This is a genomic window from Roseateles sp. GW835-FHT13E02 (assembly GCF_058794035.1).
Genome location: NZ_JBXAGJ010000013.1, coordinates 88185 through 101739 on the forward strand (window position 1 = coordinate 88185; position 13555 = coordinate 101739).

Genomic DNA, 13555 nt, shown 5'->3' on the forward strand with positions numbered 1-13555 from the left:
AAGGCCCAGGCGGTGGTGACGGCCAACAGTGCCAACACGGTCTACAACGGCCAGACGCAATCGGTCACGGGCTTCACCGCCAGCGGCCTGGTGGCGGGCGAGACTGAAGTCGTGCTGGGTGGTCTGAGCAGCGTGGGTGGCCAGGGCAAGAACGCCGGCAGCTACACGCACCGCATCAGCGGCAGCGATGGCAACTACGCGCTGACCTTTGTCGATGGCGCTTTGAACATAGCCAAGGCCCAGGCGGTGGTGACGGCCAACAGTGCCAACACGGTCTACAACGGCCAGACGCAATCGGTCACGGGCTTCACGGCCAGCGGCCTGGTGGCGGGCGAGACTGAAGCCGTGCTGGGTGGTCTGAGCAGCGTGGGTGGCCAGGGCAAGAACGCCGGCAGCTACACGCACCGCATCAGCGGCAGCGATGGCAACTATGCGCTGACCTTTGTCGATGGCGCTCTGACCATAGCCAAGGCCCAGGCGGTGGTGACGGCCAACAGTGCCAGCACCGTCTACAACGGCCAGACGCAGTCGGTCACGGGCTTCACCGCCAGCGGCCTGGTGGCGGGCGAGACCGAGTCCGTGTTGAGCGGTCTGAGCAGCGTGGGTGGCCAGGGCAAGAACGCCGGCAGCTACACCCACCGCATCAGCGGCAGCGATGGCAACTACGCGCTGACCTTTGTCGATGGTGCTTTGAACATAGCCAAGGCCCAGGCGGTGGTGACGGCCAACAGCGCCAGCACCGTCTACAACGGCCAGACGCAATCGGTCACGGGCTTCACAGTCAGCGGCCTGGTGGCCGGCGAGACCGAGGCGGTGCTGAGTGGCTTGAGCAGCACCGGTGGCCAGGGGCGCAATGCCGGCCGTTATGTTCACCAAGTGAGTGGCGCCGATGGCAATTACGCGCTGACGTTTGTCGATGGCGCCCTGACTGTTGAAAAAGCCCAAGCCTCGGTGTCGGGCGTCGGCAGCAGCGCCGTCTACAACGGCGTGGTGCAAACCCAAGCCGATGCCGTCACCCGTGGCTTTGTGGCGGGCGATGAGGTGGTGATTCAGGGCCTGGCCAGCGGTCGTAATGCAGGGACCTATGACTCGGCCCTGCAGGTGAGCGGTCGCGATGCGGGCAACTACAACATCACGGTGAACAATGCCAGCCTGCGGATCGATCCCAAGGCAGTGCAGGTGACGGGCATCACGGCGGCCGACAAGGTGTACGACGGCAGCACGGCGGCAAGCATCGGTTTCGGCAGCGTGTCGGGCACGGTGCTCGGTGAGACCTTGTTTGTCAGCGGTGTGGGTGCGTTTGACGACAAGAACGCGGGTCAGGGCAAGACCGTGACCGTGGCCGACGCGACGACGCTGACTCGCAGCAATGGCACCGGCGATTGGCTCAACTACCGCCTGGTCTCGACAGGCCCGGTCAGCACCCAGGCCGCGATCACGCCCAAGCTGCTGACGGTGGTGGGCACCACGGTGGCGGACAAGGTGTTTGACGGCAACACCCGGGCGGTGGCGTCCGCAGGAAACCTGCAAGGTCTGGTGGGCCTGGAAACACTGGTCTTCGCCTCGCTCAACGCTCAGTTCCAGGACGCCGCTGTAGGCACCGGCAAGCCGGTGTCAGTGAGCTACGGCCTGGGCAATGGTCTGAACGGTGGGCTGGCGAGCAACTACCGGGTGGCGGGCACCAACCACAGTGCCTCCATCACGGCCGGCAGCCGCCGCCCGGACGATCCGAAGCCGATCCGGCCCAATGATCGAGACCCGTCTCGCATCATCGATGTCCGCCCGACCGGTGCAGGTGTGCCGAATCTGTGCACTGAGGATCATTTGGATGACGCAGATACAACGCAGATCGGCCTGACAGAAGACAAAATCAAACAGTGCAGCTGTGACCTCACCGAAGTGAATGGGGTCTACCTCTGCTACACGCCGCGTGCCGAAGAGTCGGCCAAGAAGGAGAAGCGTTCATGAAGCGACAGGTTCTGGTTCGCGCCCTGGTCACCGCTTGTGTCGGTGCCTGTGTTTCAAGTGCTCAGGCGCAAACTGCAGACCCCGGCAATGTGCAGCGTGCGATCGAAGATCAAAGCCTGCCCAGGCGCCCAGCAGCGCCGCCGCCTGCGGCCCTGGTCGGTGAGCGCAAGCCGCTGCAGAAGCTGGTCGAGGTGGTGGTCGAAGGCAGCACCCTGGTCGCGCCGGTGAAGGCCTACTGGCAGCCCAAGATTGGCAGCCCGGTCAGCGCCGAGGAATTGCTGGCTTTCGAGAACTGGGTCGCAGATCAAGGCCGACGGGGCAGCTTTCTCGCCTACGCGATGACCCTGATCGAAGCCGCCCCGGGCGGTGGGCAGCGCCTGAAAGTGCAGGTGGTCGCACCCCGGGTGCAATCGGTGAGCACGCAGTTGGCGCAAGCGCCCCTGGGTGAAAGCTACCAAGCCCGGGTCCAGCAACGTCTGGCCTCGGTCCTGCGCAACGGCGAGCTGATCGACATGCAGGCCTTGGAGGAGCAGCTCTCCGCCGCGGGTTACGACCTGCCGGTGGATCTGGGCATGGTCTTGCGCCCAGCCGGGCCGGAGCTGGTGGATGTGCTGGTGGAGATCGCACCGCGCCGTGTCAAGCCGGGAGACGTCAAGGTGTCGGCCTGGCAGGCCAACAACTACGGTTTGCGGCAGTACGGCGAGCCCCAGGTGATGGGCTCGGTCACCTTGGCCGGCGTGGAGCCGGGCGATGAGATCAATCTGCTGGGACTGGGCTCCATGGGGGTCGCCTATGCCCGTGCCGAGTACGAGGCGCTGACACCCAGCTTGCAGGGGCGTGCACGGGTGTGGGGCAACACCTCCCGGACCAAGACCATCAAGGGCGGCGTGGCCGCTGTGGCTGGAGACTCGCACGAGTTTGGCGTCGGTTTCAGCCATTACTTGCCGGTGTCCTGGCGGCATCCGCTGAAGTCCCAGTACAGCCTCAGCCGGCGCCTGACTGCCAGCGAGCTGGCCAGTTCGGGCCTGGGGATTTCGGAGATTCGTGACAGCCAGTTCCGCTGGACACTCAGCAGCGAAAGCCTGGCCGGCGCCTGGACCCCATTTCGTGCCGAACTGAGCCTGGCCCTGGGCGAATACACCACGGTGGTGGGTGATCTGACGCCGGAAGGCGGCTATGGTTTTGTGCAGGGCTCGCTGCGCTACGAGCACCCCGTGACCGACGATGAACGCTGGCATGCCGAGTACCGGCTGCGCGGTCAGTGGGCTTCGCGCAATCTGGACTCCTACAACCGCATGTCACTCGGCGGCGTGAATGGGGTGCGGGCCTACACAAGCGCCGATGGCGTGGGTGATTCCGGCGCGCAATGGAGCGTCGAGCTGGTGCGCAAGATCTCGGGCACTCAATCGGTCGGCGTGTTTTATGACGGTGGCGTGATCCGGCCGAATCGCAAGCCGGTCACGGGTTCGCTGAACAGCAGCTACACCTTGAACGCCGTCGGCGTGTCCTGGAGCGGCAGCGCTGGCAGCTGGCTGTTCAACAGCTCGCTGGCCCAGGGTTTTGGCGGCTACAAAAAGGCCGAGAGGAACGAACCCACCGAGTCGCGCTCGAACGAGACCCGTGTGTTTGTTTCGGCCACCTACTATTTCTGAGCCATGGTTCGCTTTTGCTCAGAGGAGGGCATCTCGTGCACATCGCTTTGCTAGAGGACGAACCGGATCTCGCCGCTGAAGTCCGCAGCCTGCTGGAGCGTGAGGGCCACAGCGTCATCACCTTTCGCAGCGGCAACCACATCATCCGCGCCTTGACGCACGACCCGTTTGATCTGCTGGTGCTGGACTGGAACGTACCCGGCCCGAATGGCCTGGATGTACTGATCCACACGCGGCAGCAGCTGCAGCTGCGGGTGCCGGTCATTTTCCTGACCAGCAATCTGGCAGAAGAGCAGATCGTGCAAGCCCTGAATGCCGGCGCCGATGACTACTGCGGCAAGCCCTTGCGGGCGCCGGAGTTCACAGCCCGCTTGCGTGCGGTCGAGCGACGCATGGGCCCAGCACCCACGCCGCCCTCACTCGAAGCCGAGATCGAAGGCGGTTATCGCTTCCACGCTGCTGAGCGCCGAGTCGAGATGGGCGACGAAAGCGTGACGCTGGGAGAGAAGGAATTTGAGCTGGCGAAGTTGCTGTTCCAGAACATCGACCGCCCCATTTCCCGCACACGAATCATGGCCCATGTCTGGGGTCGCGAGGAGGACGATCTGTCCCGCACCCTCGATGTTCATGTCTCGTGGTTGCGCCGCAAGCTCAAGCTTGGCGCAGGTGGCGGCGAATGGCGTTTGCTGGTGGTGCGCGGCTACGGCTATCGCCTCGTCAAGGGAGAAGAATCCGTATGAAGAAGAAACGAACACATTTGCTGTGGGGACCTTGGGTCCTCCTGGCCGCTTTTGCAGCGACGGCCGTGGCCTCGGCTGCCACCGTCACGCCGCCCATGGGCGACACGCATGTGGCCTACGAGGTCAAGCGTGGCGACAAGCTCGAACTGCTGGTGGCCCGCTACATGGACGGTGCCGATGCGCTGGACCAGGTGGCCAAGCTCAACCAGCTTCGCAACGCCTCGCGGCTGGAGGTGGGGCGCCAGCTGTGGCTGCCGCGCGAGCGCATGCGTCACGAGCCGGTGTCGGCACGCGTCGCCAGCCTCAGCTGCAATCAAGCCCAGGTGCTGCGCGGCGAAAGCACGCGCGTGCTGCAGCTCGACGACAAGCTCGACCAGGACAGCGTGCTGCGCATGCCGGCGGGTTGTCATGCGTCTCTCAACATCCAGGGGGGCGGGTCCATCGGCCTGCCTTCCGGGGCGACCGTGCGATTGAAGGTGTTGCGGCGCAATGCCCTGGAGGCCTCGCCCGAGGTGCAGATCGAGCTACTCAACGGCCGCATCGATCTCGACGTGGAGCGTCGGGGCAGCAAGGATGCGCCGTTCCTGGTGCGCACGCCGACCTCGGTGGCCGGTGTGCGTGGCACCAGTTTCCGTGTCGGCTTCGATGAGAAGGGCCGTCAAACTCGGGTCGAGGTGCAGGCCGGCGTGGTCGGCGCGCGTGGTCTGGGTGAGAGTGCGGAAGTCCGGGTCGGCGCCGGGCAGGGCGTGTCCATCAATGCCGAGGGGCGCAGCCAGGCGGTGGAGACCTTGCCACCGGAGCCGCGCATCCTGGCCCTGCAGGCCGTGCCCTCGGGGTGGCAGCTTCAGTGGCAGCGGGCCGACAGCGTCCAGCGACTGCATGTTGAGCGCGCGCCCCAGGCCAACGAGCGGCAATGGGCCGCGGAAGATGTGCCGGCGGATCAGCCCTGGGTGCTGACCGAACTGGGCAGCTACGCCACGTTCTTGAAGCTGCAGTCCTTCACCGCCGGAGGCTTGTTCAGCGAGCGGGTGGATGTTGCGCTGTGCAAGGGCATCAAGCGCGCGGATGAGCCGGGTCGCCTGCGCTGCCACATCCGTTTTGATCTGGAATCCTTGCAAGAGCCGCATCTGCGGCTGACTCGCAGCGAGGGAGAGACGGTGCAGCCGGTGATTGATGCGCCGGTGCAGAGCCGCCAGGCGGTGGTGCGAGGACTCCTGCCCGGACGCTACCAGTGGCGGCTGAGCGCCAAGCAGGCGGATGGGGCGCCGCTGACCTGGGAAGGCAGCTTCGAGTTGCTGGCCGGAGTCGACAAGGAATGAGCCTGGCCTGGCGCATGAGCCGGGCCCTCGGGGCGCTGCGGGCGATGAGCCGGGAGCAGCGCCGTTTTCTTTTCGAGTGGTTGACGCTCTGCGTGCTCGCGGTCGCCGCCACCGTGGTCCTGACCCTGCAAGGTTGGGGCGCGGGGATCGGCCATCTGCTCTTCGACACCATCCAGCGCTGGCAGCCTGCGCAGGCCGGGTCCGAGGTGGTGATCATCGCCATTGACGATGCCTCGATCGATGAGCTCGGCGGCTGGCCGATCCGTCGCGAGACCTATGCCCAGTTGCTCGAGCGCCTGGCCGATCCGCAAGACAAGCCCCGCTCGATCGGCATCGACATCCTGTTCCACGATGCCCGGCCGGCCGACGTTCAGCTGGCGCAGGCGCTGCGCAAGCACCGGGCCTATCTGGCAATGGAGTACCGCCCGCCCACTGCCGGTCAGCCGGCGCTGGTGCGTCAACCCGGCCCCTTGCTGGCCGCGGCCGCCAGCGGCCTGGCGCACATCAACCTGGCGTTTGAAAGCGATGGCTTCATCCGCGGCGCCCACCTGCTGGCGGGGGAGGTGCCGCACCTGGCCCTGGCCATGTCCGGCGCCGCGCTGGACCTCAAAGGCGGCAGCAGCTACCGGCGTTTCAAGCTGGTGGATCCGGCGCAAGGCTTTCCCACGGTGCGGCTGTCCGATGTGGTGCTGGGTCGGGCGCCCCCAGGCCTGTTCAAGGATCGCCATGTCCTGATCGGTTCAACGGCGCCCAGCCTGGGCGACCACTACCCGACCATCTACTCCGGCCGACAGGGCGCCGGCACACCGGGCGTGGAGCTGCATGCCAGCTTGCTGCAGGACATCTTGAATGAGGAGTTGATTGAGAGCGCTGGCTTGGGCCTGCGCCTGGTCTACGGGGTGCTGGCCATTGCGCTGGTGTTGCTGGGCCTGCTGATGCTGAGCCCTCTGGTCGAGTTGCTGCTCAGCGCGGGTGTGTTGATCGCGGCCCCCTTGCTCAGCGTCTTCGTGCTGCGCCAGTTCAGCCTGTGGATCGACCCCAGCCCGCTGCTCATCGTCGTCCTGCTGCTCAAGCCCGCCTGGGCCTGGCGCCGCATCGAGATGATCGTGATGTTCATGCGCGGTCGTGCCAGCCTGATCCTGCCTTCGCCCAGGCGCGATGCCGCGCCGCTCTTGCGCAGCCTGCAGTCGGACACCGTGCTTCAGACCTCGCAGCTGCTGGATCAGGCGATTGAAAGCGCCCGAGCCCGCATGGACTTTCTCCGGGCGGTTCTCGACGGTGCGCCCAATCCCATGATGGTGGTGGATGAGGCCGGCCGCGTGGCCATGGTCAATGCGCGCATGCTGGCCGATTTCCCCTCCGATCTGGCCGCCTTGCGCGCGCCGGTGGGGCCGGTGCTTGCGCATCTGGGCTTGTCTCAGTCGGGGCCCCGCGAGCTGGTCGGCGGGCCTCACTATGTGGGCGTCCACCATGCCCAGGGTGCGGAGCGGCACTACATCTTGCGGGTGGCGGCCTTGTCGGTCGGCCCTGATCCGCTGTGGCTGGTGGCACTGGCCGATGTGACGGAGATGCGCAGCTTGCAGCTGCAGCGTGACATGACCTTGCAGCTCTTGTCGCATGACATGCGCACTCCGGTGGCATCCATCATCGCCCTGTGTCGGCGCACCGAGCCCGCGGGTACCGGTAGTGCAGCAGAAAGCATTCTCGGCGTGCAGCGCCATGCCAACAAGCTGCTGCGCTTGATGGATGACTTCATCTTGTCGATTGCCGCCGAATCGTCGCGTTACCAGATGAGCGAGGCGGTGTTCGAGTTCCTGCTCGACGAGGCCATGGACCAGGTCCAGGACCTGGCGCACAGCCGTCAGATTCGCATCGACATCGAACCCAGTGCCGAGCCGGTGTTCGTCAGCTGCGATCAGCGGCTGATGGTGCGGGTCTTGGTCAATCTGTTGGTCAATGCGGTTCGCCACGGGCAGATGGGCAGCGTGGTTTCGGTGAGCCAGCAGGTGTCGAGCGAGGCCGAGGGCGAGCGCGAGGTGGTGTGCTGGATTCGCAACCATGTGGCCACCCAAGGCACCCACAGCAGCAGCGACCCGGCATCCCGGGGCTTTGGCCTGGGCCGTGAGTTTGTGAGCAATGTGGTGCGGCGCCATGGTGGGCAGGTTGATTTTTCGCTGCCCCAGGCGCCGGGCGAGCTGGCCGAGGTGTGCCTGCGCCTGCCCTTGCCCTCGGAGCCGAGCGCGTCCGCTTGAGCCGCCTGTGGCGCCGGCGTCAGTCGCGCGAGTTCGCGCGGCCAGCCTGGCGCTCTTGAAAGGCCTGGTAGAGCTGGCCTTTGGCGGCGATCACCTGGATGCCGCCCTGCGCGTTGCAGGCCGCAAGAAAGCTCTTGGGCGACATGCCGTGCCGATGGATCACCGCGCGCGCGGGTTCCTCGCCACGGTCGATGTCCTGGAGGATCTGGAGCATGGGGCTTGGTTCAAACGGAGTCATGGCGGTCAGAGGTTGAAGGCTTGGTGGGGGGCGGTCAAAGTGCTGCTGTGACGCAGCGGGCGTCGCCGGTTGCGGCTCTGCTCGCTTTCTTGCTGCACTTGCAGGGCGTCGATGGCTTTGACGATCAAGGTGTCGTCGCACAGATAGCTGCTGACTTCGCGGGTCAGCGCATCCATCACCACCTTGAGCGCCACGCGGTTCAAGGCGCGCTCTTCGGCGGTGATGCAGACGAAGAGCAGGGGGATGCCTTCGTACACCACCTCGGCATAGTTGCTGCCTGTGATGCGCAAGCTGACACCGGCGCCTTGCAGGTCCTGGGTTTGTGAAAGCTTCTTCAGCACCTCACAGCACAGGTGGCGCGAGACTTCGATCTCCAGCAGCTCCAGATCCACAGGCGCGGGCATGCCGAAGCCGGCGCCCAGCCGGTAGTAGCGCTGGCCTTCGACGACGCGGGCCACACGCCGCTCCAGCGTCGTGCCGCCGGGCGAGACGATGGTGCCGTAGCTGTTCCAGCGGGCAGTACGGGCGCGTTTGAAGGTGTAGCGATGGAGTTCGTCCAGGCGCTGTGCGTTCATGCCGCCACGCTCTTCGTTGAAAGTCGGTGCCGCTTGATCCTGGCGTTGGTAGTCCATGGCCCAGTCGAGCAACTGGCTTTCCTGCGACTGCGAGCTTTCAGGCGCGGTGAGTCCGGCACGTGCCAGCACGCGCGACATCTCGATCGCGATGCCGATCTCGGCGGCCGAAGGCTGCCGTTCAAGGCCTGCCGTGTCCTCCTGCGGGAGCAGGCTGTGGACACCGGAGACAGTGGTCTGGTAGAGCAAGTTCATGGGCAAGTTCATGGTCGCGTTCCTTGGCGGTCGCAATGACGCCCTGCATGAAGCTCGGTGGCGGCGTCCTGCTGATGAATCAGTGTTCTCAGGTTAAGGCGCCGCGTTTTTTTTGACTTTTAAATATTGATAAACGGCGGTGCCTCCAACTGGGACACAGAGGCCTCGAAGTGGGCGCTGGGCGCGGTGCTTGGCGGCGTGCCCAGCAGTGGCAGATCGATCTGAAAGCGGCTGCCTCGCCCGATGCTGCTGCGCGCGCGCAAGCTGCCGCCCATCAGTCCGTTCACCAGATTCAAGGCCACGCTGAGCCCCAGTCCTTGGCCGCCTTGGCCAATGCGGGTGGTGAAAAAGGGGTCAAAGATGCGATCCAGCAACTCGGCCTCGATGCCGCAGCCGTCGTCTTGCAGCCAGAGGGAGATGCAGCCCTGGGTTTCCAGCCGCGCACAGCCCAGCACCAGGTTGCCGTGGCGGTGGCCCTCGAAGGCATGGTCGAGGGCGTTGGCGATGAGGATGGACAAGACCTGACTCAGGGCGGCGGGATGGCCGAACACCCGCAGACCCTCCGGCACTTCATTGCGCCAGCGCAGGCCTGCCGTATCCAGACGGTGGGTCACGGCTTGCGCGCAACGCTCGCACAAGCTGCGCAGCTCGAAATGCTGGGGCACCTCGCTGTCCCGGTGCTCGGCAAATTGTTTGAAGCTGCTGACCAGACCATCGGCCCGCTCCATATTGCGATTGATCAGTTGCAGTCCTTCATGGGCCTGGCTGGCAAACTCCCGCCAGGTGGAGCGCCGCAGCGACTGTTGCGCCAGGCCTTGTTCAATCTGCCGCAGCTGATCCAGCAATGTGCTGGCCACCAAACGGCTGTTGCCGACCGGCGTGTTCAGCTCATGGGCCATGCCGGCCACCAGGGTGGCCAGGGCCAGCATCTTTTCGCGCGCCATCAGTTGCTGGCGAAGTTCGGCCACGCGGCGATGGATGTTGGCGTTGTCCAGAGCGATGGCGGTGAAGGCTTGCAGGCTGCGCCAGGCCAGCAGCTGCTGGGCATTCAGGCCACGGCCCTCGGGAGCGTGGAACGTCACCACGCCCAGCACGCGGTCGCCACAGACCAGCGGCGAGTGGATGTGCCCGATGGCCGCGTCGCCCGCACTGGCGAGGGGGCGGCCCTCGAGATCGTGCATCACATCCTTGCGGGTGCGCGCACAGCGCCAGGCATCCGGCTCGGGTGTGGATTGGTTCCAGGGGAAATCACCGGAAACCGGGTCTGCCCAGAGGCCCGGCGCCGCGTAAGCGCATTGCAGACGGCCCTCGTCCTCCAGCAGCCAGATGGCCTGGCAGGGCGCTCCCAAGAGATCCTGGCAGTGGCTGGCCAGGACCTCAAAGATGCGCTCATGTCGCAGCTCGTGGGTGATGGCCTGACCGACCTGGCTCAGTCGCTGCAGCAGTTGGTTGGAGCTGTCGAGCTCCTGCGCCCGGCTGGATTCGGCCCGGGCCAGCGCCTGCAGATGGCTGCGTGCTTCGCGCTCCTTTTCCAGCTGGTGGTGGGTGCGCAAGGCCGTCATGTTCAGCATCGCGTCCTGCTGCGCCCGGCGCTGGCGCAGCAGGGAGGCACGGTAAAGCATGTGATAAGCCCGCTCATAGCCCCCGCAGGCGGCAAAGGCTTGCGCCGTGGCTTCCAGCAGATGGGGGTCGGGCACATGGGGTTCGACGGCCTCGGCGCGGAGCAGGGCCTCCATGTAGAGGCTCAGCACCTGCAAGTCGCTGCGGCCTTGCGGTGAATCTCTCGGCTCGGCCTTGGCAATGTCGGCCAGCACCCACAAGAAGTCCACCTCGGCTGCGGGGTCGGTTTGCTCCTGCGCCAGAAGCAAACCTTGCTGGGCATACTCCCGCGCCCGGGCGAAGTGTTTCAGCAGGAGTTCGGCGCGAGCCAGGCCCAGGTGCGCCTGCGCCTTGAGGTCTGGCGCGGGCTCCGCGGCTTGCAGCAAGGTGGTGAAAGCCCGCCGGGCGGCCAGGCCGTCACCGCTGTCCAGCTCGGTGTGGCCGAGATAGCTCAGGGCCAGGGCGGCAGTTCGGCTCTGCGCTTGTTCGGCGTTGAGCTCCAGGCACTCGTTCAGCAGTGAACGGGCATCTTGCGGCCGCCCCAGGCGGCGCGTGGCTTCACCGGCATGCGCCAGGCACAGGCTGACCAGGCTGGGCCAGTGGGATTGCCGAGCCAGGTCCAGGGCGCGCTCGAGCCAGGCCATGGCGGTCTGGAACTCGCCCATGCGGCTGTAGGTGTGGCCGATGTTGGTGGCCACGGTGATGGCGCGTCGCAACTGGCCGGTCTGCAGCGAGAGCTCATGGGCCCGTGTCAGGGCGGTCAAGGCCTCGGCAAAGTGCCCGTTCATGCCGGCCAGCAGGCCGTGAAAGTCCTCCAGCGCAGCCGCCTCCATGGCCGGGAGCGCCTCGCTGTGCTGGGGCAGTTCGAGTTCGGCGCCGCCCGGGGTCTGCGCCGGTCTGACAAACACCGCCGCGCGGGCCAGACTGGCTCGGAAGAGCAGGGCGCGTGAGGCATCGCCTGCGGTCTGGGCCGTGGCGGCTGCCAGCTCCAGCGCGCTGTGCACTTCGGCCGCGCGCCCTTGATCGGCGGCCAGGTAGTAGCGCAGCCAATGGGTGTCGGCAACACCCAGGGCGTCCTGCTGCCTCGAGAACTGCTCCATCGCGGCGGCAAGCATGGGCTCCACCGCGTCGAGTTCGCCATGCAGCAGCTGCGATTCCGCCCGCAAGAGCAGCAGCCGTGCTCGCAGCCTCGAATCATGGCTCCGCGCTGGGGCTGCATCGGCTTCGCTCGGCAACTGGGCTTCCAGTTGCTGGCTCAGTTGCAGGGCCAGCTCAGGTTCGGCCTGGCGCAAGCCCCAGGCGAGCAGAAGTTGTTGCTTCGGTGAGAGCGTGGCGCCTTTCGTCCAGGCCTGTTTCAGCGGGGCGAGTTGGGCGCGATCGGGGAACAGGGGCAACATGAATGGGGAGTCGGGAGGCCGTGCCGCGGCGTGCGCGGCATGTCACAAGTCAGCGACCGACTGGCGTGGTGTCAACCCCGTGCGGCGAAGACCACCAAGCCGATCAGGCACAGATAGCCCACCCAGAACAGGCCCGCATCGGTCAAGCCGGTGCTGCGGCGAACTTGGCGCAAGAGCCAGCCCAAGCCCGCTTCCAGCGGTGCTGCGGAGGCGGCTTGCGGGAGCTCCAGGCTCTCGGTCAGGGCGAGGGTGTCGGCCTGGGCAGCGGTGGACGAAGTCGATGTCGATGCGGTGGTGTTCATGGCTGGGACCTGGGGTTGCGTTGACATGGTTCGCATGATGTTTCTTCGCCGCCCCACGCGGTCTTAAGGAGTGTTAATGCAGCTGGTTCTGCGTCGGCGCCTCCTGCGAATCGTGAGCAAATGCATAGCCGCTCTTGGTGCTGCGCTTGACCTGGTACATCGCTTCGTCGGCCGCCCGGCGCAGGCTTTCAGAATCCTGGGCATGGTCCGGATAGATGGCAATGCCGATGCTGGCGCCGATGCGCAGCTCACTGCCTTGGTAGGGGAAGGGCTGGGACAGGCTCTGCACCATGCGCCGAGCCACCTCGGCTGCGTTGGCGGACAAGTCCAGGCGCGGCAGCAGCACCAGGAACTCATCGCCGCCGATCCGAGCCACGGTGTCTTCTTCACGCGCGGCCAGGCGCAGGCGCTGGGCCACTTGCTGCAACAGGTGGTCACCGGCTTCGTGGCCGTGGTTGTCATTGACGCCCTTGAAGCCGTCCAGGTCGACGAAGAGCACCCCCACCTTGTGGCCGTTGCGCCGTGCCGATTGCTGCGCGACCAGCAGGCGGTCGGCAATCAGGCGCGGCGTTGGCAAGCCAGTCAGCTGGTCGTGCAGGCCGTGAATTTCGAGATCGTCGGCTTGGGACTTCAAGCCCATCAGCAATCGCATCATGGCGCCATATCCTTGCGAGCTGGTGTGCATCAGCATGGTCAGAAAGGCCGCGCCGCACAGCAGGTTCAGCCCGGCCAGCAGCGGGCTGTCCGCGGGGTGGGGCGTGACGTTCAGGGACAGCCCGAACCACAACACCAGGGTCAGCAGCGACACGAAGATCTGCTTGCGGCCCCAGAGCACCCCTGCGTAGACGCAGGCCATCAACATCCACCACAGGCCGTGCGAGCCAGGGCCGTAATGCATCACCCAGGGCAGGCCGATCAGCCACAGCAAACCGGTCAACAGACCGCTGAGCATGGCGTAGGACAAATGGCGCCGATAAAAGGCCAGCGGCAGCAGGAGCAGGGCTCCCGGCAGGCTCAAGGCCAGTGGCGCGTGCCAGCCCTGCTCCCGTAGAAGCAGCAGCCACAAGGGCATGCACATCAGCACCAGGTAGGTACCGCCCCGCCACAGCTGATCCAGCAGCGTGAAGCGCAGCTGCAGCAGGTCGGTGGCCAGCTGCGCGGTACGCCCCTGGGCCGACTCCACGGCCGGCGCAGGCATCAGCGGTGGTGGCTTCATGACGGCACCCGCCACATTGGGGCCTGTTGTTCCGTCTGATGCTGC

10 protein-coding genes are annotated in these 13555 nt (G+C 65.9%); 5 read left to right on the forward strand and 5 right to left on the reverse strand.

Features of this window, described 5'->3' with window-relative positions; all coding sequences use genetic code 11:
- The 5 genes from AC1Q6P_RS14160 to AC1Q6P_RS14180 all read left to right on the forward strand — a co-directional run.
- On the forward strand, positions 1–1968 hold a 1968-nt coding region (locus AC1Q6P_RS14160), incomplete at its 5' end, for an MBG domain-containing protein (protein ID WP_492703227.1).
- Positions 1965–3620 carry a ShlB/FhaC/HecB family hemolysin secretion/activation protein gene (locus AC1Q6P_RS14165; protein WP_492664598.1) on the forward strand — a complete coding sequence of 552 codons (1656 nt, stop codon included), beginning with the start codon at positions 1965–1967 and terminating at the stop codon, positions 3618–3620. The genes AC1Q6P_RS14160 and AC1Q6P_RS14165, both read left to right, overlap by 4 nt.
- 35 nt (positions 3621–3655) lie before the next feature.
- Complete coding sequence (locus tag AC1Q6P_RS14170) at positions 3656–4360, forward strand: response regulator transcription factor (RefSeq protein ID WP_492664597.1); 705 nt, start codon at positions 3656–3658, stop codon at positions 4358–4360.
- The gene (locus AC1Q6P_RS14175) at positions 4357–5679 is read left to right on the forward strand and encodes a FecR family protein (RefSeq protein ID WP_492664596.1); all 1323 of its coding nucleotides are present in this window, start codon (positions 4357–4359) and stop codon (positions 5677–5679) included. Before AC1Q6P_RS14170 ends, AC1Q6P_RS14175 begins: the two co-directional genes overlap by 4 nt.
- The gene (locus tag AC1Q6P_RS14180; protein WP_492664595.1) at positions 5676–7931 is read left to right on the forward strand and encodes a CHASE2 domain-containing protein; all 2256 of its coding nucleotides are present in this window, start codon (positions 5676–5678) and stop codon (positions 7929–7931) included. Before AC1Q6P_RS14175 ends, AC1Q6P_RS14180 begins: the two co-directional genes overlap by 4 nt.
- 19 nt (positions 7932–7950) lie before the next feature.
- Here the strand turns inward: AC1Q6P_RS14180 and AC1Q6P_RS14185 are convergent, their stop codons facing one another.
- The 5 genes from AC1Q6P_RS14185 to AC1Q6P_RS14205 all read right to left on the reverse strand — a co-directional run bounded on the left by AC1Q6P_RS14185 (position 7951) and on the right by AC1Q6P_RS14205 (position 13510).
- Entirely contained in the window at positions 7951–8145 is a 195-nt protein-coding gene (locus AC1Q6P_RS14185; protein WP_492664594.1) for a hypothetical protein, read from the reverse strand.
- Positions 8146–8174: 29 nt separating this feature from the next.
- On the reverse strand, positions 8175–9008 hold the full coding sequence (locus AC1Q6P_RS14190; RefSeq protein WP_492664593.1) for a hypothetical protein: 834 nt from the start codon (positions 9006–9008) through the stop codon (positions 8175–8177).
- Between the two features lie 107 nt (positions 9009–9115).
- On the reverse strand, positions 9116–11992 hold the full coding sequence (locus AC1Q6P_RS14195; RefSeq protein ID WP_492664592.1) for an ATP-binding protein: 2877 nt from the start codon (positions 11990–11992) through the stop codon (positions 9116–9118).
- Between the two features lie 71 nt (positions 11993–12063).
- Positions 12064–12294 carry a hypothetical protein gene (locus tag AC1Q6P_RS14200; protein ID WP_492664591.1) on the reverse strand — a complete coding sequence of 77 codons (231 nt, stop codon included), beginning with the start codon at positions 12292–12294 and terminating at the stop codon, positions 12064–12066.
- Positions 12295–12367: 73 nt separating this feature from the next.
- Entirely contained in the window at positions 12368–13510 is a 1143-nt protein-coding gene (locus AC1Q6P_RS14205) for a diguanylate cyclase domain-containing protein (RefSeq protein WP_492664590.1), read from the reverse strand.
- Between the last annotated feature and the right edge of the window lie 45 nt (positions 13511–13555).

What these genes read in the sequence shown, in the direction of transcription:
- AC1Q6P_RS14205 (WP_492664590.1), bottom strand. Translation starts at nt 13,510, where the DNA reads ATGAAGCCACCACCGCTGATGCCTGCGCCGGCCGTGGAGTCGGCCCAG.
- AC1Q6P_RS14190 (WP_492664593.1), bottom strand. Translation starts at nt 9,008, where the DNA reads ATGAACTTGCCCATGAACTTGCTCTACCAGACCACTGTCTCCGGTGTC.
- AC1Q6P_RS14185 (WP_492664594.1), bottom strand. Translation starts at nt 8,145, where the DNA reads ATGCTCCAGATCCTCCAGGACATCGACCGTGGCGAGGAACCCGCGCGC.
- AC1Q6P_RS14165 (WP_492664598.1), top strand. Translation starts at nt 1,965, where the DNA reads ATGAAGCGACAGGTTCTGGTTCGCGCCCTGGTCACCGCTTGTGTCGGT.
- AC1Q6P_RS14195 (WP_492664592.1), bottom strand. Translation starts at nt 11,992, where the DNA reads ATGTTGCCCCTGTTCCCCGATCGCGCCCAACTCGCCCCGCTGAAACAG.
- AC1Q6P_RS14180 (WP_492664595.1), top strand. Translation starts at nt 5,676, where the DNA reads ATGAGCCTGGCCTGGCGCATGAGCCGGGCCCTCGGGGCGCTGCGGGCG.
- AC1Q6P_RS14200 (WP_492664591.1), bottom strand. Translation starts at nt 12,294, where the DNA reads ATGAACACCACCGCATCGACATCGACTTCGTCCACCGCTGCCCAGGCC.
- AC1Q6P_RS14175 (WP_492664596.1), top strand. Translation starts at nt 4,357, where the DNA reads ATGAAGAAGAAACGAACACATTTGCTGTGGGGACCTTGGGTCCTCCTG.